The sequence below is a fragment of the Thermovibrio ruber genome (genome assembly GCF_055380895.1).
In genome coordinates, this window is record NZ_AP042397.1 from 204352 (window position 1) to 222302 (window position 17951).

At 43.2% G+C, this 17951-nt stretch carries 15 protein-coding genes; 6 read left to right on the forward strand and 9 right to left on the reverse strand.

Translation table 11 applies throughout. The features are described 5' to 3' along the window. Window positions 1–7 precede the first annotated feature (7 nt). From ACZ424_RS01160 to ACZ424_RS01185, 6 genes are read left to right on the forward strand one after another with little or no spacing between them, the layout of a single operon-like run. Window positions 8–1456 (forward strand): complex I subunit 4 family protein, encoded by a 1449-nt coding sequence (locus ACZ424_RS01160; RefSeq protein ID WP_464904688.1) that lies wholly within the window; start codon window positions 8–10, stop codon window positions 1454–1456. Continuing rightward, the gene (locus tag ACZ424_RS01165) at window positions 1457–2899 is read left to right on the forward strand and encodes an NADH-quinone oxidoreductase subunit N (RefSeq protein WP_464904689.1); all 1443 of its coding nucleotides are present in this window, start codon (window positions 1457–1459) and stop codon (window positions 2897–2899) included. It begins immediately after the preceding gene. Further along, complete coding sequence (gene selA / locus ACZ424_RS01170) at window positions 2896–4278, forward strand: L-seryl-tRNA(Sec) selenium transferase (RefSeq protein WP_464904690.1); 1383 nt, start codon at window positions 2896–2898, stop codon at window positions 4276–4278. The genes ACZ424_RS01165 and selA overlap by 4 nt, the downstream gene beginning before the upstream one ends. Then, a complete protein-coding gene (locus tag ACZ424_RS01175; RefSeq protein WP_464904691.1) occupies window positions 4278–6257 on the forward strand; it encodes a TonB-dependent receptor plug domain-containing protein in 1980 nt (659 codons plus the stop codon). Before selA ends, ACZ424_RS01175 begins: the two co-directional genes overlap by 1 nt. After that, window positions 6230–6964 carry a hypothetical protein gene (locus tag ACZ424_RS01180; protein WP_464904692.1) on the forward strand — a complete coding sequence of 245 codons (735 nt, stop codon included), beginning with the start codon at window positions 6230–6232 and terminating at the stop codon, window positions 6962–6964. The genes ACZ424_RS01175 and ACZ424_RS01180 overlap by 28 nt, the downstream gene beginning before the upstream one ends. Then, the gene (locus tag ACZ424_RS01185) at window positions 6961–8175 is read left to right on the forward strand and encodes a GGDEF domain-containing protein (protein WP_464904693.1); all 1215 of its coding nucleotides are present in this window, start codon (window positions 6961–6963) and stop codon (window positions 8173–8175) included. The genes ACZ424_RS01180 and ACZ424_RS01185 overlap by 4 nt, the downstream gene beginning before the upstream one ends. 24 nt (window positions 8176–8199) lie before the next feature. On the opposite strand, the gene ACZ424_RS01190 is transcribed toward ACZ424_RS01185, so the two are convergent. The 9 genes from ACZ424_RS01190 to ACZ424_RS01230 all read right to left on the reverse strand — a co-directional run bounded on the left by ACZ424_RS01190 (window position 8200) and on the right by ACZ424_RS01230 (window position 17951). Continuing rightward, a complete protein-coding gene (locus tag ACZ424_RS01190; RefSeq protein ID WP_464904694.1) occupies window positions 8200–8529 on the reverse strand; it encodes a DUF7132 family protein in 330 nt (109 codons plus the stop codon). Between the two features lie 84 nt (window positions 8530–8613). Continuing rightward, on the reverse strand, window positions 8614–9324 hold the full coding sequence (locus ACZ424_RS01195) for a LysM peptidoglycan-binding domain-containing protein (protein WP_464904695.1): 711 nt from the start codon (window positions 9322–9324) through the stop codon (window positions 8614–8616). A gap of 3 nt (window positions 9325–9327) precedes the next feature. After that, window positions 9328–9669, reverse strand: a complete 342-nt coding sequence (locus tag ACZ424_RS01200; protein WP_464904696.1) for a hypothetical protein — start codon at window positions 9667–9669, stop codon at window positions 9328–9330. A 64-nt stretch (window positions 9670–9733) separates the two neighbouring features. Continuing rightward, window positions 9734–12988, reverse strand: coding sequence for an efflux RND transporter permease subunit (locus ACZ424_RS01205; RefSeq protein WP_464904697.1), 3255 nt, complete (start codon window positions 12986–12988; stop codon window positions 9734–9736). Continuing rightward, window positions 12988–14157: an efflux RND transporter periplasmic adaptor subunit gene (locus ACZ424_RS01210; protein WP_464904698.1), complete on the reverse strand. Its 1170-nt coding sequence runs from the start codon at window positions 14155–14157 to the stop codon at window positions 12988–12990. Before ACZ424_RS01210 ends, ACZ424_RS01205 begins: the two co-directional genes overlap by 1 nt. 68 nt (window positions 14158–14225) lie before the next feature. Then, a complete protein-coding gene (locus tag ACZ424_RS01215) occupies window positions 14226–14897 on the reverse strand; it encodes a glutamine amidotransferase-related protein (RefSeq protein WP_464904699.1) in 672 nt (223 codons plus the stop codon). After that, window positions 14894–16282 carry a TldD/PmbA family protein gene (locus ACZ424_RS01220; RefSeq protein WP_464904700.1) on the reverse strand — a complete coding sequence of 463 codons (1389 nt, stop codon included), beginning with the start codon at window positions 16280–16282 and terminating at the stop codon, window positions 14894–14896. Before ACZ424_RS01220 ends, ACZ424_RS01215 begins: the two co-directional genes overlap by 4 nt. Further along, window positions 16283–17122 (reverse strand): NAD+ synthase, encoded by an 840-nt coding sequence (locus ACZ424_RS01225; protein ID WP_464904701.1) that lies wholly within the window; start codon window positions 17120–17122, stop codon window positions 16283–16285. Beyond that, window positions 17112–17951 carry a nitrilase-related carbon-nitrogen hydrolase gene (locus tag ACZ424_RS01230; protein WP_464904702.1) on the reverse strand — a complete coding sequence of 280 codons (840 nt, stop codon included), beginning with the start codon at window positions 17949–17951 and terminating at the stop codon, window positions 17112–17114. Before ACZ424_RS01230 ends, ACZ424_RS01225 begins: the two co-directional genes overlap by 11 nt.

Sequence of the window (17951 nt, forward strand, 5' to 3'; positions counted from 1 at the left end):
TGTGTAGATGGTTAGCGTTATACTGCTTCTGCCGCTGTTGGGAGCTCTCCTTGTGGCCTTCTGTAGGAGCGAGGAGAGGGTAAAGTGGATAGCCCTTTTCACAACCGGCTTAACCTTTCTTCTATCACTGTACATTCTCCTTAACTACAACATCTCAAAGGGCGGTTTCCAGTTCATAGACTACGGTTCGTGGCTTCCAAGCTTTTCCATAAGGTATAAGGTCGGAGTTGACGGCCTCAGCCTCATAATGCTCATAATGACGACTCTCATCTCATTCATATCTGTTCCTTCTGCCTGGAAGTATATAGACAGGAGGAAAAAGCTTTTCTACGGCCTTCTGCTTCTTCTTGAAACTGCAATGATAGGAGTTTTCGTCTCTTTAGACCTTCTCCTCTTCTACATCTTCTGGGAAGCGATGCTTATCCCTATGAGCCTCATAATCGGTGTTTGGGGAGGTGAGAGGAGAATCTACTCGGCCTTAAAGTTCTTTATCTATACTTTTGCTGGAAGCATCTTCCTCTTAGTCGGAATGATTGTTTTAGTAATCGTTTACGGCTCTGTTACCGGTCACTTTACCTTTGACATTGGGGAACTATCCCAGTTAAAGCTACCACTGGAGCTCCAGAAATGGCTCTTCTGGGCTTTTTTCATTGCCTTTGCCGTTAAAGTTCCCGTATTTCCTTTCCACACTTGGCTTCCAGATGCTCACGTTGAAGCTCCTACTCCCGGCAGTGTTATTCTTGCCGGAGTTCTCCTTAAAATGGGAACTTACGGATTCTTAAGGTTTTCACTTCCATTTTTCCCCGACGCATACAAGCTCTACGCCCCAATCGTTTTCGTTCTTGGGGTTGTTGCCATTATCTATACAGCCCTCGTTGCTCTCGTTCAGGAGGACGTTAAAAAGATAGTTGCATACAGTTCCGTTTCCCACATGGGCTTCGTCATGATTGGCCTTTTCTCCCTCAACGTTCAGGGAATTGAGGGTGCGATTTTCCAGATGCTCAACCACGGCCTCGTCTCTGCCGCCCTCTTCTTCATCGTAGGGGCTATCTACGAAAGGCTTCACACCAGGAGCGTTGAAAGAATGGGAGGTTTGGCCTCTTTTGCTCCGAAGCTTGCAACACTTGCAATGCTCTTTACTATGGCGTCTGTAGGCCTTCCGGGAACCAGCTCGTTTATAGGGGAGTTCCTAACGGTTTTAGGAGGATACAGGGCAGCCCACTGGGTAGGCTACCTGATGGCCCTCGGGGTTATCTTCGGAGCAGCATACATGCTCTACATGTATAGAAACGTCTTCTTCCTTGAGACGAAAGTTCTTTCATTTAAAGATCTTGAATTGAGAGAGTTCTTAGCCCTTGGATTCTTGGCAGTTCTCGTTATATGGTGGGGATTTAACCCGGAGTTTATACTGAAGTTTGTTCACGGCTATACAGCTTCACTTCTTGGGGGAGTTTAAATGGAGCTAAACTTAAAGCTACTCTTTCCTGAACTCTTTATACTCTCTGCGGCTATTTTGGGGATACTTGTTGACCTTCTTCTTCCCAAACGGATAAAAAACGGATTCTTCGCAACCTTTTCTGTTTTAGTTTTATTTGTTTCAGTCTTCTTGGTTGTCTTCTCCTCTCCGTTTGTTCCGGAAACAGCTTTTAACGGTTTTATAAAGAAAGATTTGTTAACGGGTTTCTCTCAAATTTTAATTCTGTTCTCTTCCCTCATTGCAGTTTTTGTTAGCTACGGCTTCCTTAAAAAGTTTGATACTGATTACATCGCTGAGTTTTACTACACCCTTCTCTTTGCCGTTTTCGGTGCAATGCTGATGGTCTCTGCGAACGAGCTTGCTACTCTCTTTGTATCGTTAGAGGTTACGTCTATCTCTCTCTACATCATGTCTGCACTGTTTAGGAAAGATTACAGAGGGAAAGAGGCCGCCCTTAAATACTTCATAATGGGTTCTGTAGGGGCTGCCGTTATCGTTTACGGCTTTGCAGTTCTCTACGGCCTTTCAGGTTCTACAGTTTACGGTGAGGTGGCTAAAGCAATTTCCGACCTTTCTTTTCCGGTTCTCCTCTCCCTTGCGCTGGTTATTTCGGGTTTCCTGTTTAAACTCGGAGCCGTTCCGTTCCACGGCTGGACGCCTGACGTTTACCACGGAGCTCCCACTCCTGCAACTCTCTTTATGGGAGCCGTCGTTAAGGTTGCCGCCTTTGTTGCACTCCTAAAGCTCTTTTACCCGGTTTTCCTACCCTTTACACAGGATTGGGGAGAGGTTTTTGCCGTTGTAGGCGTTGTTTCTGCGTTTGTGGGATCTCTTATAGCTCTCCGTCAGGATAACGTTAAGAGAATGCTTGCCTACTCTGCAATTTCCCACACTGGAGTAGTCCTAACGGCTCTTGTTTCCGTTCCTGCCGTTGCTGTTTTCTCCGTCCTCTTTTACCTATTTGCCTACGCCTTTATGACGGTTGCAGCTTTCGGTTTTATATCCCTTCTAACAGAAAAGGGCTTTAGAGGGGAGAACCTTTCAGATTGGAGGAACCTCTACGGAAAGTCTCCGTTCCTTGCCCTTTCACTGGTCGTTATTTTCATGTCTTTAGCTGGAATTCCGCCTCTCTTTGGCTTCTGGGCTAAGTTTTACGTCCTCTTTGCTCTAATTAAGGCTGGTAAGGTAGGAATTGCCGTTGCAGTTCTTATTGCCAGCGTAATCTCCTTGTACTTCTACCTAAGGCCTGTTGTTTACGCCTTCATGAAAGAGGGTGAAGCTGTCCTTCCTCCGGTTGAGCCCTTTGAGTTTGGAGCGGTTGCAGTTACCGTTCTTTTCCTAATAATCTTCGGCCTGTTCCCTGAGCTTATCTCTCAAGCCTCCATCTTTGCCCTCGGCTCTTTCCTCAGGGGGATAATTTGAGGGAGCTCTACCGTAAAATCCCAAAAGTTGACAGGTTCCTTCAAGATAAAGAACTCCTTGAGATCCTTGATGGGAAGCCCCTTTTCTTCCTCAAAAGGGCTGTTGATTCAGTTTTAGGCCGGTTGAGGAGAGACATCTCTCAGGGGAAAGTAGAGGACTTCTCCTACGATGAGTTAAAGGAACAGGTAAAAGAGGAACTCCAGGTTCTGTTAAAGCCAAGGCTTCATAGGGTCATAAATGCAACAGGGGTTGTTCTTCACACGAACTTGGGGAGAGCTCCCATCTCCCCTGCCGTTGCAGATCACTTAAAGGAGGTAATTACTGGATACTCAAACCTTGAATACGACCTTGAAGAGGGTAGAAGGGGGCTTCGTTACAGAAACCTTGAGTGGGTTTTGAAGGAGCTAACAGGTGCTGAAGACGTTTGCGTTGTTAACAACAATGCAGGTGCTGTTCTTCTAGTTCTCTCTGCCCTTGCCAAAGGGAAAGAGGTTGTCGTTTCAAGGGGAGAGCTCATAGAGATAGGAGGTTCTTTCAGAATTCCCGACGTTATGGAGCAGAGTGGAGCTATTCTCAGGGAAGTTGGAACGACGAATAAGACCCACCTGTGGGACTACGAGAACGCCATAAACGAGAATACGGCTCTCCTTATGAAGGTTCACACAAGCAACTACAAGGTTTTGGGGTTTACCGAATCTGTATCAACGAAAGATCTCGTTGAAATCGGCAGGAGGTATGGAATTCACGTTTACGAAGACCTTGGAAGCGGCAGTTTTATAGATGTAACGAAGCTTGGCCTTTCCTACGAACCTACGGTTCAGGACGTTCTGAGGAGCGGCGTTGACGTTGTCTCTTTTAGCGGAGATAAGCTCCTTGGAGGCGCCCAGGCGGGAATAATTTTGGGAAAGAAGGAACTCCTTCAGAGGATAAAGAGGCATCCCCTTAACAGGGCTCTCCGTATAGACAAAATGACATTGGCTGTTCTTGAGGCGACTCTTGCTTACTACTTAGACGAGTCTTTGACTTTCAAAGAGATCCCCGTTTGGAAGCTTCTATCACAGAAACCGGAACAGGTTAAGTTTAAGGCGAAGGAGCTCGTTAGAATTCTTAAGAAGGAAGGTTTTAAGGGAAGTACTAAAATAGTAGAAGATAGGAGTGAAGTTGGAGGAGGAGCTCTCCCCCTTCAAACTTTACCGACCTACTGTGTGGAGGTAAAAGTAGAGGGGCTTTCAGCTTCAGAAATTGATAGGAAGATGAGGGGTTTCTACCCTCCGGTGGTTGGAAGGATAAAAGACGGGAATTACCTTTTAGACATGTTTACAGTTTTTGAAAGTGAGATTCCCGAAGTTGCCGGTCATATCCTAAAGCTGGAGAGGTAATGGTTTTACTGTTCTTCTTGATATTTCTTTTGGTTCCTATAGCAGCGTCGTCTCAGGAGCTCTACTCCTACTACCTACTCAGCCGTGAGCTTCAGGTTCTCTCTGCAACGAAGGAGAGATTGCCCCTTTCAGAAGTTCCCCGTTACACGAGGGTAATAACGAGAGATCAGATAGACCGCTGGGGTGTTAGGAACCTTTTTGAGCTCCTTGATAGGCTTCCAGAGTTCTACTACTGGAGGAGCTACTTTGGTCTAAACGCCGTTGGAGCTTTAGGACTCCGACAAAGCTACTTTTCCGAAAAAGTTCAAGTCCTTGTAGACGGTATGCCCGTTTCAGACCCTTCTAACGGCTCCTCTTTTAGCGTTGACGATATTTTCTCCCTCTCAAACGTTAAGCAGGTAGAGATTATTTACGGCCCCATGACTTCACTTTACGGCTTTAACGCCTCTTTGGCCGTTATTAACCTTGTTACCTACTCCCCAGGTGAAAAGTCTTTGAGCGTTGAATCATCAATTAGCACAGGCCATGACTCATACATTTCTTTCCTTAAAAGCTTTAAGAAAAATGGTTTTTCCGGTCTGTTTTCTCTAAACTACTCTGAGGAGAGGTCTCCCCACCGTGGATATACAGACTTTCTAGGAGAATCTGCTCCTTATTCCTCGTTTAGAAAGAGCTCCGTTTACTACCTTAACCTTAAACACTCTTCAGGTTTTTACTTTAAAAGCTACGGAGTCGACAGGGATCATCACTTCCCCCTTACGCTTACCTACCTGATAACAGATGGAAATACGTATGCAGACAGAAGAGGCTTTGTAAACAGGATCGGTTTTAAAGAGCGTTTCGGCAACTATAGGGTTGACCTCTTTGCAAACTACAACTACTTCTTCTTAGAGAGGGGATACAACCTCTGTCCCTTCAACCACAGTATCTGTAGGAACCTTCCTCCTTTAAAGGGTATTGAACCTAAAGCTGTTGAGAAACGCTACGTCAAAAACCCAGGAGTTGGAATCTTAGTCTCTGGAAATTTAGGCTCTTATGGGGAGTTCTTTTTAGGTGCAGAGTATAACGAGGCAGACCTTTACAGAACGGAACTCTACTCAACTTTCCTTCCTTCATCTTTTAACTTGAAAGACCCGTCTAAAATTGTAGTCTACAAAAAAGGGAGGAAACTGCCTGAAAGTGAGGAGATTTTAACTCCCCACTTAAGGACTACTTTCTCTCCTTACTTTCAGTATTTACTAAAGCTTAATACGTATACGGTTCTTTTAAACAGCAGGTGGAACAAGAACAACGACGTTGGGAACTACTGGAGTTATTCTATTTCCCTTTTAAAGAAAATAGACAGATGGAACTTCAAGTTAAATGTAGGTAGGGCTGTAAGGATCCCCTCTTTTGAGGAGATGTATGTAAAGAATAACCCCATTCTTGAGGGAAACCCTAATCTAAAAGGGGAGAAAGCAGATTCTGTTATGCCCTCTTTTGAGTATAAAGGGGATAAGTTCTCAATTTCTGGAATGGGATATGTCTACTGGTTTAAAGACTTTATCTACAAAAAATCTGTATCCCCTTCCACTTATAAGTGGAGCAATGCAGATTCAACTGTAAGGATTAGAGGAGTAGTTTTAACCCTAAAAAAACTCCTTTTCGATAAATGTGAGTTAGAGCTCTCAGGAGCAAGGGTTTTTGGAGTTGAAGGGATTTCTGGAGAGTATTTTAACTTTCCTAAGAAGAAGCTGACAGCCGATCTTTCATACATGGGAAATTCCCTTTCAGGAAACATTTCTTTGGTTGCTTACTCAAAAGCTTCTTCAAATATACCCAGATACGGGGAGCTTAACCTTAACCTTTCTTGGAGTATAGATAGACGTCAGAGAGTTTCTCTTTCCGTTAATAACCTTCTGAATAAAAAGATATACTACGAAAGTCGCGTTCCGGGAGTAGAGAGAACCTTATGGTTAGAGTGGCGGTATTCCTATTAGTCTTTGTATTGGAAATATCTGTTCATGCTGCAGATGTGTGTATAGTTAACAGCTATCCTATTCCGCCTGCAAAAATGGTGGAGTCAAAAGTGAGGGAGCTCCTTAAAGAACATCACTACAGAATTGTAAAATCTAGCTGTAGTGTAAAAGTTCTAATAGGAACTCCTGCAGTTGTTAAAGAATTAAGCAGTAACGACGAGTGTAAGCGGGTTTACACCTTTGTCCTTTTTCCAGAAGAGTTAAGTCTCAAGAAGAAAGAGAACTTCTACGGAATAAGAATTTTCCCTCTGCCGGAGAGAACTTATGAAAGGTTCTTAAAGAGTCTTTGTTTAAAAAGAAGGAAAGTTGCAGTTCCTATTAGTTATGAAATGCTCCCTATTGCTCGTATCTACCTTAAAGGACCTCACTTCGTTCCAATTCCCTTTAAAAACTCTCCTTTAGAGGTATTTAGTAAACTCCTCCAGTATAAGTATGTTTATGTATTCCCAGACCCAAAATTATTAAAGCTTATTAACTTAGTAACACTTATTAACTTCTGTAGAGACAATAAAATACTTGTTTTTTCTGGTCTTTCTGACCTTTCTAAGTTTAACCTTGACTATGTAGATGAAATTGATTTTAATAAACTGGCCCAGAATATAGTTCTTTTAGTAGAAGAGGAAAGACCAAAGGAGAAAATACTTCCCTGTCCATGTAGAGAAAGATGAAAAGTTTTAAAAGAGTTCTTTTTTTAAACTATTTGTTCTTAATTTTAAGCATGATACTTTTCGTTGCTCTTTCTAGCTTTTTCTCGGCCAAGCTTTCATTTGAGTTTGAAAATATGTATGTAAAGCAAATTTCTTCTATTTTATCAGAAAATCTGAAGCTAATTACTGAAATTTATCCCGATAGATACCTGATTGAAGAGAGTATGAGAAGGGCAGTTGAAGATATTCCTTCACTTAATGGTATGTGTCTCTCTTTAGGACAAAAAAAATACTGCTATCCAGAAGAGTTACAAGTAAAATATAGCTGTTCTAACAGTGAAATTCTATACACTGAAAAAGAGATTATCGTCTGTTTTCCCATATATGAAGAGTATGCATCTGTATTCCTTGAGAGGAGAAAGAAAGGCTATTTTTTAGCCATTTTTGATAAAAGCTACATTGATCAAGTAAGGAACTACTGGACTTTAGAATCTATTCTCATTGCTATTTTCTTCATTGTTATTGCAGCTGTTGTTATAACCTCAATTTGGATAGATATAAGTGTTGATTTTAATAAACTTAAAAGTTTTATTGATGAGCTAAAAGATCCTAATAGAATTTTTGTTTCTCATGATAAAAAGTTACAGGGCTTTAAGGTTAAGGAGTTTAAAGGTGTAGCTGAGCTTATTGTAAAGCTAACTCAAGAGGTTTCTCACCTTAATGAATATATAAAAAAGCTTGCAATAACCGATCCACTTACCGGCCTGTACAACAGGAACTATTTAAACCTTGTTGTTGAGAAGAACTACATTCCTCTGTGGAAAAGGCAGGAGTTCCCTTTGACTGTAGCTCTTTTAGACATTGATAACTTTAAGTCAATTAACGATGTTTATGGTCATCAAAAAGGAGATGAGATTCTCCGTAAATTTGGTCAGATAGTTAAGAGTTCTGTTAGAGGAAGTGATATTCCTATAAGGTTTGGCGGCGAAGAAATTCTTATAATTTTTCCATCTTCAACAAAGAATGAAGCTGTAAAGGCTATTAGGCGGATGAGGGAAAAGTTAATTAGAGAAGATTTTGGAATAGGAAGACCTGTAACTTTTAGCTCAGGTTTAGCAGACTTTCCTACTGATATCTCTGTTCCTGGTGAATTAGATGAATTGATAAGGATTGCAGACGAAAGACTCTATAGAGCAAAGAATTCAGGGAAGAATAGAGATGTTTTAGATTAAAAAAAGCAAGAGTCCCCTATGTTGTTACTTTACTATCTCATCTCTAACGTCTTCGTAGGTCTTATACTCCTCATTTTGGAGTATGGAGTCTATGAATTTATCAATGTCATCCCTGTCGAGGAATGTTCCCGTTAGGAGTCTACCTGTATATTTGTTGTTTTTTATCTCCCAGAACATGTAAAAGTCGGGGTATTTTTCTTTTATCTGTCTGTAGGCAACCCCATACTTGCTGGATTTGTTTGGGTTCTGTTCAAGGAAGAAGTGGTTGGGAGCAACAACAATTCTCCAAAGCTCAACTCCTGTTTTTGTTACAACCTTTTGAATTCTCAGTTCATGACTCTCTTTTACTCTCATCTCTCCCTCCAAATAGAAATGCTAAAAACATTTTGGAATTTTAGAAATAAATAGAAGAAAGGGGCTGATAGCCCCCTGAAAAAGCTATTTTGAACACTGTGTGCAGAGGAAGTAGTCTGTAGCTGTCTTTGGAATTTCTTCAGCTTTAACAGGACCAACCTTTTTAGGCTTAACGCCTGTAGGTGGTGGAGTTTTAAGGGCCTTCTTCCTTGCCTCTATTATATCTTTACAGTTAATATCCCTTGGGATTTTGAGAACTTCTTTAGGGTAAATGAGGTGAGGGTTCTTAATCTTATCTCTGTTGGCTTTGTAGATAAGTGGCCACTGCCATGGATCTCCGTAGATGTAGTCTTTTGAAGAGATGCCCCAAAGAGTATCTCCCTTCTTAACCGTATAGCTCTTGGGAAGGGATTCCCACCTTTTTAGCATCTCTTCACACTTAGAAAGTTTTCCTTCTGCTTGTGCTTTAAGCTCTTCAAGCCTTTTCTGTAGGGCTTCTATTTCGGCTATCTGATCCTTTAATCTTTGGACTTCTTGGGAGAGCTCCCCATAACGAGCCTTCAACTCACTCTCTTTTGCCTTTAACAGGGTAAGCTCTTTCTGGCACGCTTCAAGCTTTGCCTTTAACTCTTGGTTTTCCTTCTTAGCCTCTTTGTAGGCCTTTATTAAGGATTCTGGATAGAAGGCAAAGTCCGGAGAGTAGAGAACATACTTCTCTGTTGGTGTAGGACAGGCTTGAGCTATGCCTATTCCTCCAAGGAGAGCTATTGAAAAAGCTGCTATTAATTTTCTCATTTCCTACCTCCCTACTCTATTTTCCAGCTCTTGAATTTGGGCTTCTAAACTCTCCTTGCTGGGCAGGAGATTAAGCTTATTCTGGAGCTGGACTTTTTCTGTTTCAAGCTGTGATATTTGAGCGTTGAGGTTTTCTATCTCTTCTTTAATCTGAGCTTTTGAAGAACAGCACTCCTGTAGTTTTGCCTTCAATTCCGCGTTTTCCTTTTTGAGCTTTTGATATTTAACAGGAAGAGGGTTTTTTACAGATTCAGCTTCCGGCTTAACCTTACACACGTCAGCAGAGGCTATCCCGCCGTAGGTTAACACCCCCACTGCAGTTAGCAGTAGTAGTTTATTTTTCATCTCATGCCTCCCTAAGCCTGATTTTAAGCTATTATACTCTTTTGCTGATTAAAGTTTTATTAAACTACTCTTTCTTCCAGTTTCGTTTCTCTATCATATAATATAGCACAGGAATAACTCCGAGGGTTAGCGTTGTTGATGCAAAAACGCCAAAGAGTATGGATATTGCCAGACCTTGGAATATTGGGTCTAATAGGATAACGGCAGAACCAACCATTGCTGCAGCTGCCGTTAGAACGATAGGTCTAAACCTTACGGCTCCTGCCTCTATTATGGAGTCTTTGAGGGGAGCTCCCTCCCTCTTCCTCATCAGAATAAAGTCAACCAGAATGATTGAGTTCCTAACTACAATACCTGCAAGGGCAATGAATCCAATCATAGATGTAGCAGTAAAGTAAGCGGTTTTTCCAATTATCTGGCTCATTACCCAGTGTCCTGGGATTATTCCTATCATTGTGAGAGGAATAGGTGCCATGATTATCATCGGTATAACGAACGACTGGAACTGACCTACGATGAGTAGGTAAATGAGGATTAGTGCAACTATAAACGCTGCTCCCATATCCCTGAATGTTTCGTAGGTTATCTGCCACTCTCCGTCCCACTTCATCATCGGCTTAAAGTCTGTTTTCGGTATTGAAGGAGGAATGAAGCTATACTTAATCTTGTAACCGTCCGGTAGCGGATGTTTTTTCAGGTAGTCGTTTATCGCTAAAATTGGGTAAATTGGGGCCTCGTATTTTCCAGCCACATCTCCAATCACGTAAGAAACAGGATGTAGGTTTTTGTGGTAAATAGTTTTATCTGCAAGGACTTTTTTAACTTCAACCAACTCTCTCAGTGGAACGAGTTTACCCTGATTGTTCATTACAGTCAGGTCTAAAATCTTGTTGATATCGTCCCTCTGGGTTCTCGGAAGTCTTACAAAGATAGAAACCGGATCGGAATCGTGAAGGGTATGGGCAACGGATACTGTCGCTCCCTGAAGAGCAATCCTAACAGTTTGTGCTATCTGAGCTTCGGTAACTCCCGATTCCCTCGCTTTCTTCCTATTTACTACAACCTCATACTTGTAGTGGTCTGCATCTACAAGTGTATCTACGTCAACTACACCGGGGGTTTTCTTGAATACCTCTTCAACCTCTTTGGCTATTCTCCTTCTTACGCTGTTGTCTTTACCGTATATTTCTGCAACTAAGGTATCAAGAACAGGAGGGCCTGGAGGAACTTCTACAATTTTAACGTTCGCGTTTGGATTTACGGCTCTTGCCACAGCCTCTATTTTAGGCCTTTCCTCTTTTGCTATGTCGTGGGACTGTCTCTTTCTCTTATGTTTGTCTATTAGGTTTATCCTTATGTCTGCTACGTTTCCGCCCCTTCTTAAGTAGTAGTGTCTTACAAGACCGTTAAAGTCAAAAGGAGAAGCCGTTCCTATGTAGGCTTCGTAGTCTGTTACTTCCGGTATTGTCTGAATGTAGTTAGTTATTGCCTTAACTACTCTTGCTGTTTCCTCTAAAGAGGTTCCTTCTGGCATATCTACAACAACTTGGAATTCGCTTTTGTTGTCAAAAGGTAAAAGCTTTACGACAACAGTTTTTGTGAAGAATAGAGCGACAGAGCCTACCATCAAAAAGAGGATAACTCCTAAGAATGCCCACCTTTTAAGTGCAGAGTCAAGTAGAGATCTGATGAGTTTGTTGTAGATTTTGTAAGTTCTCGTTTCCTCTAAAACAACCTTCTTCTCTTCCTTTTCAGCTTCTTTTCTCAGTAGATAGTAGGCTGCCCAAGGGGAGATGATAAACGCTACTAAGAGGGAGAAGAACATGGCTACAGAAGAGTTAACAGGTATAGGTCTCATGTATGGACCCATGAGACCCCTAACGAATGCCATGGGGAGGAGGGCAGCTATAACGGTAAAGGTTGCCAGGATCGTCGGGTTACCTACTTCAGCAACGGCGTAAATGGCAGCCTGAAGTGGAGGCATCTCTTTTAACTTCAAGTGTCTGTGGATGTTTTCAACAACAACGATGGCGTCGTCAACAAGTAAACCTAAAGTGAAAATAAGAGCAAAGAGGGTAACTCTGTTAAGTGTGTAACCGGTAAGGAGGTCTATAAATAGGGTAAGGGCAAGGGTTGTTGGGATTGCCAGAGAGACTACTAATGCTTCCTTTACGCCTAACGTTAGGCCTATGAAAATAACGACTGCGAAGATGGCAACTCCGAGGTGGAACATAAGCTCGTCAAACTTGTCTTCTGCAGTTTTTCCGTAGTTTCTCGTTACAGTTACATGGACATCTTTAGGGAGTATGTGGGGTTTTATCTCGTTAAGCTTTTTAAGGATTTCTTGGGCTACAGTTACTGCGTTTGTTCCTTTTTTCTTAGCTACGGCTACTGTTACGGCAGGGAACTGGTTCCCGTGCTCTTTTATAAACTCTTTACTTACTCCTTTCTCTTCTGAATAGGAACCAAAGCCTATGTAGACGTAGTTTTCAGGGTCTATAGGAGCGTCTGTTACTTCTGCTACGTTTTTAAGGTATATAGGTTTTCCTCTATAAACGCCTACAACTATGTTTTTAAGGTCGTCTATCGTTTTTATGAACTCTCCAGCCTCAACCGGGAACTCTGTGTTGTTTTCCGTTATTGTTCCAGCGTTGAGTTTGACGTTTGCAGATTTTATCGCTTGGGCTATTTGAAGTAGAGAAAGGTGGTAGTTTTTCAGTTTGTCTCTGTCAACGATTACTTTAAATCGTCTTGTATCTCCTCCTATTATCCAGGTTTTTGAGACGTTATCTATCTGTTTTAGCTGGAGGCAAAGCTCCTTTGCAATTTCCCTCAGCTCATAGGGGGTCTTGTCTTCGCTCCATACCGTTAAGGTAACTATTGGAACGTCGTTTATGTCTTTCGGTTTAACTAAAGGCTGGAGAGCTCCCGGCGGAAGTTTGTCCATGTTTGACATGAGTTTGTTGTAGAGTTTAACGAGGGAGTCTTCCATGTCTTCGCCCACTTTAAAGCGGGCGATTATGAGGGACATTCCCGGTTTTGTAACGGAGTAGACGTAGTCTATCCCTTTTATTTCCCAGATGAGCTTCTCAAAGCGGGTTGTTACTTTTCTCTCTACCTCTTTTGCAGGAGCTCCCGGATAAGGAATGAATATGTCAACCATAGGAACGACTATCTGGGGGTCTTCTTCTTTTGGGGTGAGAATTGCAGCTGCAACACCTATAAGGATCGAGGCCAAGAGGAGAAGAGGCGTTATCTTTGAGGTGATAAACCTCTTTGCTATGTTCCCAGCTATTCCAAGGTTGACATTCTTCATCATTACCCCTCTACTCTTGCTCCGTCTACAAGGTCTTCAACTTTTGTTACTGCAACCTTCTCTCCCGGATGAAGGCCGGAGAGGACTATTACCATGTTTCCTACCTCTTCTCCGGTTTTAACGATTCTTAGATGTGCAGTGCCGTCCTTTACGACGAAAACATATTCAACTGCTCCGACCCTGTAAATGGCCGATTTGGGAACGGCAACGGATTCCCCTTTTAACGAAGGTATTTCAACAACGGCGTAAGTTCCGGGAATTGCGTTTAGTCCTTTTACTAAAACTTTAACTCCAAACTTGTGGGTTACGGGGTCAGAGCTCCTATCAACCTCAACAACTTTTCCCGTGTATTCCCTTCCCTGAACTTTTACTTTAACGGTAGTTCCTCTCTCTACTTTTTCGGCGTATGTGTCGTCAATAAACGCCCTTACTTTGAGGGGGAAAGAGCCCAACTTAAATACGGGAGTTTGTGGAGAGACGAGGTTTCCTTTATCTACCAGCTTCTGGAGAACTACTCCGTCTACCGGAGAGCGAAGTTCAGTGTATGACAGGAAAGCTTCTGCTTTTTTAAGTGATGCCTCTACCTGCTGTTTCCTCGCCAGAAGAACCTTTTTCTTCGCAAGGATTTGCTCTTCTTTTGCCTTTACGGCCTCAAGGTTTGCTTTTGCAGCTTTATACTGGGCTTCAACTTCGTCAAACTTCTGTTTTGATACGGCGTCTGCCTTTAGTAGGTTTTTAAACCTTATGTAAGTTTTCTCGGCTAACCGGTAGTTGGCCTCTGCTGCCTGTTTTCTCGCTTCAACCTCTGAGAGAGCTCTATCAAGTTCTTTAAGAGCGGCTGCTATCTCTTTAAGGCCGGCTTTCGCCTTTTCAACGTCCGGTTTTATGTCTGAGCTGTCAATTAACCCTAAGACTTGTCCTTTTTTGACCCTTTCGCCGGCGTCAACGTTGACCTTTATCAGGTAACCGACAACTTTGGGAGATAGAAAGATTTCTTTGTCTGGAATTACAGTTCCAGAGAAGGTGTCACTTTTAATAAACGAAATAACTTGGGCAGGTTCAACTTTAACTCCTTCTACTGTTTTAACTTTCACAGGCTCTGCTTTTTCTTCTGTTCCGCAGGATGCTGTAAGGAGTAAAAGCGTTAGAGCTAATGCAGCCCTTTTTGCCATAGTAAACCTCTCCTTAAATTTTGACTTTCATTATCTTATTAGAATTTAGTATGATGTCAACCTGTCTATTATAACTTCAGGAAGTATTCAGCAAAGACGTCACCGTATATCTTCAGCTTCTTCCAGTTTTCCGGTTTTGACCTTATCTCGTCGGGGGATATGTTTTCTGAAGAGAGCTCTTCCCTGTAAGCGTCAATCCACCTTTCTATCCCTTCCGGTTCAACTTCAAGGTGGAACTGAAGTCCAACGGCTTGGTTCCCAACCCTAAAAGCTTGGTTTTTATACATTGCAGACGAGGCCATTCTTACGGCGCCCTCTGGAAGTTCAAAAGTGTCCCCGTGCCAGTGGAATACGTTTATTTCGTCTCTGTAGATCATCTCTAAGTGATCTTGTGGGTATACCGGTTTCCAGCCAATCTCTTTCCCCCACTCTTCCCTGTAAACTTTTCCTCCTAAGACATCTGCTATGAGCTGGGCTCCAAGACAGATTCCTAAGACTTTTTTCCCTTCGGAGAGAGACTTCCTTATGAGCTCTTTTTCCTCTTTTAAAAAAGGATACTTATCCTCTTCGTAAACTCCCATCGGTCCGCCTAAAATCACTAATATGTCAAACCTGTCGGTTTCAGGGATTTCTCCCTCGTAAGCTTTCAGCTCCTCTACCTCTAATCCTCTTCTTTTGAATGCCTCTCTAAACGTTCCGAGGTCTTCTATATCAACGTTTTTCAGGGCTATTAGTTTCAACTTGTTCCCCCTACGGTTATTTTGGGGATTCTTATGGTAGGTAGCCCGTCTGAGACGGGAACGCCTTGACCGTCTTTTCCGCAAGTTCCTATTGAGAAGCCCAGGTCGTTTCCGACGGCGTCTATCTCCTGTAGAACTTTGGGACCGTTTCCTATGAGGGAGACTCCTCTTATGGGCTCTGTAACCTCTCCGTTTTCAATCAGATAACCTTCAGAGACTTCAAATATGAAGTCTCCGTTAACGGTGTTTACCTGTCCTCCTCCCATCTTTACTACTAGGATGCCCTCTTTCGTATCTGCAATTATCTCCTTAGGGTCGGTTTCTCCGGGGGCTATGTAGGTGTTTGTCATTCTTGGAATGGGAACGTGCTTGTAGGACTGCCTCCTTCCGTTTCCGGTAGGAAGGCCTTTGCCGGTTTTCATTGCCTCTGTAAGGTCATACATGTAGCCCTTTAGAACTCCCTTTTCTATTAGAACGTTTTTTCCCGTAGGGGTTCCTTCGTCGTCGTAGCCGGAGCTTCCATACATCCCCTTCATATAGCCGTTGTCAACAACTGTTATGAGCTCTGAGGCTACCTTCTCTCCGATTTTTCCAGAGTAAACCGATAGCCCTTGGTTTGCAAGGTCAGCTTCAAGTCCGTGGCCAACGGCCTCGTGAATCATCGTTCCGCCTGCTTCTGAGCTTATCACAACCGTAAAGGTTCCGGCAGGAGCCGGTTTTGCCTTCAGCATCTTTAGGGCTCTTTCTGCCGCTTTAGAGGCTATCTCCTCAGGAGTTACTCTCTCAAAGAGGGAGTAGTTACCGAGGTGGCCTACCGGTTCGTATCCGGTTTGGAGCTCCACCCCATCTGAGGCTACTACAAGGGTGTAGAAAACAACTCTCGGCCTTACGTCTTCAACTATTTTTTCGTCTGTGTTTACTATGCAGATTTCTTGAAGCTGGTCTCTTAGAACTACAGTTACCTGCTTTATCCTGTCTCCGTAGCTTCTTGCCTTTTCGTTTGCCCTTTTAAGGAGCTCTACCTTCTCCTTAACGGAGGTGTTTAACTCTTCTCCTTCTACTATGTCCCTGTAGCGGAGCTCCTTCTCTGTGAAGTCTAAAACCACTTCGTATTCTTTTTTTGAGGCTGCTGCAAGCCTTTCAATTACCTCTCTGATAGAAGCTTCGGTAAGCTTGTTTGTAAACCCGTAGAATGTTTTAAAGTTCTTTATAAACCGGATTCCGACTCCTACTTCTATTCCGCAGTTGAGGTTTTCCACTCTGTTGTCCTCACACTTGGCACTAAAGGTAAGCCGCCTCTCAAAGAAAAGGTCTCCAAAGTCTGCACCTCTCTTTTTTAACTCTATTGCTCCGAAAATTCCCAACTCTTTAAAGTCCTGAACCATTTACAGCCCCCAATCTCTCAGGTAGAGGAAGTCTTTATCAACTGTGCGCTGGGCAATTTTACACACAATCGGCAGTTTCCTCTTATACTGTGAGTTTCTAACGAGCGCTAAAACTCTATCAACAACTTGTGGTTCAAATCCCCACTCTATCAGTTCTTCCCTTCTCAGCCTTAGGTCAACGTATCCTATCAGTATCTGGTCAAGTGTTTGGTAGGAGAGGCCTATCTCTCCCTCGTCTGTCTGACCAGGCCAGAGGTCGGCAGAGGGTTTTTTCTTTACTATTCTCTCAGGAACTCCAACAAACTGAGCCATTTCCCAAACTTGAGTTTTGTAGAGGTCGCCTATCGGGTTGATGTCGTGGGCGCTGTCTCCCCAGCGGGTTGAGTAACCGATGAGGAGCTCACTTTTGTTGCTCGTTCCTATGACTAAAGCTCTTTTCCAGTGGGCAAAGTCGTAGAGTATGCTCATCCTTTCCCTTGCCATTTTGTTCCCCCGCCGGACGTTGTCGGCGTCGGGAAACAGTTGAAAGTAGGCGTCTATCTGGGGGGTTATGTCTATCTCGTGAAACTCTATCTGAAGCTTCTCTGCAACTAATCTTGCGTCTTCTACGGATCTCCTTGACGAGGTTTTGTAGGGCATTGAAATCCCTATTACGTTTTCTCTACCTAAAGCTTTAACCGCCAAAAAGGCTGTAAGTGCCGAGTCTACTCCTCCTGAAATACCGACGACAACTTTCTGAAACCCGGCTTTTTGGACTTCTTCCCTTATGAAGTAGGTTAGGGTTTCTTCTATGAAACCCTTGTCTTTTATGTGGAGCTCCCTCTCAAGCCTACTCCTCATCTAAAACTCTCCTGAGGTTTTTAATTACCAATTCAGGCCTTTCGTCCCTTAAAAGGGGCAGGTTCGCCCTTGCAGACCTAACGAGCTCCTCTTTTATCTCTACTACTAAGAACTCCTCCTCAAAAGGTGAGGCTTCTGCAATGATTTCACCGTAAGGGTTTACAACTAAGGATTTTCCTGAGAAGACAAATCCGTCCTCACAGCCTACCCTGTTGGCATAGATAAAGTAACTTCCGGTCATTCTGGCGTAGAACTCCCCCATGTTCATCCAGACTTCGGCGTTTCCAAACATTCCCCTCTCCCTGTATCCCCTTCCGGGGCTTGATGAGAGGGCAAATAGGTATTTTGCTCCCTGAACGAAAGAGAGGTAGACCGTTGACATGTGCCACAGGTCTTCGCAGATAAGGATGGAGCTCCTTCCTAAAGCCGACTCAAAGGTTTCTACACGGTTCCCATAGCCGAAGAACCTTCCCTCGTCAAACATTCCGTATGTGGGAAGGTAGACCTTCCTGTGGACGTGTTTTACTTTTCCCTGACTGATGTAGAGGGCGCTGTTGTAGAAGATGTGCTGGGAACTCTCCTCAACTAAACCTACTATTAGGTCAATCTCTCTGCTCATCTCAAGGAGAGGTGAGAGTTTGGGGCTGTCTAACGGGAGTGCTACCTCAAAGGTTATGTCCCATACGTTGTAGCCTGTAAGGTTTAACTCCGGAAAGACGCAGACCGCTGCACCTTTACTTTTTGCTTCCTGTGAGAACTCAAGAGTTTTCTGTAGGTTTTTCTCAAAGTCTCCCAAAACGGACTTGAACTGGACGACAGCTACTTTCAT

Bases quoted from the DNA above. Each gene is read 5' to 3' on its own strand.
- ACZ424_RS01160 (WP_464904688.1), top strand. From the start codon at position 8: ATGGTTAGCGTTATACTGCTTCTGCCGCTGTTGGGAGCTCTCCTTGTG.
- ACZ424_RS01165 (WP_464904689.1), top strand. From the start codon at position 1,457: ATGGAGCTAAACTTAAAGCTACTCTTTCCTGAACTCTTTATACTCTCT.
- ACZ424_RS01175 (WP_464904691.1), top strand. From the start codon at position 4,278: ATGGTTTTACTGTTCTTCTTGATATTTCTTTTGGTTCCTATAGCAGCG.
- ACZ424_RS01180 (WP_464904692.1), top strand. From the start codon at position 6,230: ATGGTTAGAGTGGCGGTATTCCTATTAGTCTTTGTATTGGAAATATCT.
- ACZ424_RS01185 (WP_464904693.1), top strand. From the start codon at position 6,961: ATGAAAAGTTTTAAAAGAGTTCTTTTTTTAAACTATTTGTTCTTAATT.
- ACZ424_RS01190 (WP_464904694.1), bottom strand. From the start codon at position 8,529: ATGAGAGTAAAAGAGAGTCATGAACTGAGAATTCAAAAGGTTGTAACA.
- ACZ424_RS01195 (WP_464904695.1), bottom strand. From the start codon at position 9,324: ATGAGAAAATTAATAGCAGCTTTTTCAATAGCTCTCCTTGGAGGAATA.
- ACZ424_RS01200 (WP_464904696.1), bottom strand. From the start codon at position 9,669: ATGAAAAATAAACTACTACTGCTAACTGCAGTGGGGGTGTTAACCTAC.
- ACZ424_RS01205 (WP_464904697.1), bottom strand. From the start codon at position 12,988: ATGATGAAGAATGTCAACCTTGGAATAGCTGGGAACATAGCAAAGAGG.
- ACZ424_RS01210 (WP_464904698.1), bottom strand. From the start codon at position 14,157: ATGGCAAAAAGGGCTGCATTAGCTCTAACGCTTTTACTCCTTACAGCA.
- ACZ424_RS01220 (WP_464904700.1), bottom strand. From the start codon at position 16,282: ATGGTTCAGGACTTTAAAGAGTTGGGAATTTTCGGAGCAATAGAGTTA.
- ACZ424_RS01225 (WP_464904701.1), bottom strand. From the start codon at position 17,122: ATGAGGAGTAGGCTTGAGAGGGAGCTCCACATAAAAGACAAGGGTTTC.
- ACZ424_RS01230 (WP_464904702.1), bottom strand. From the start codon at position 17,951: ATGAAAGTAGCTGTCGTCCAGTTCAAGTCCGTTTTGGGAGACTTTGAG.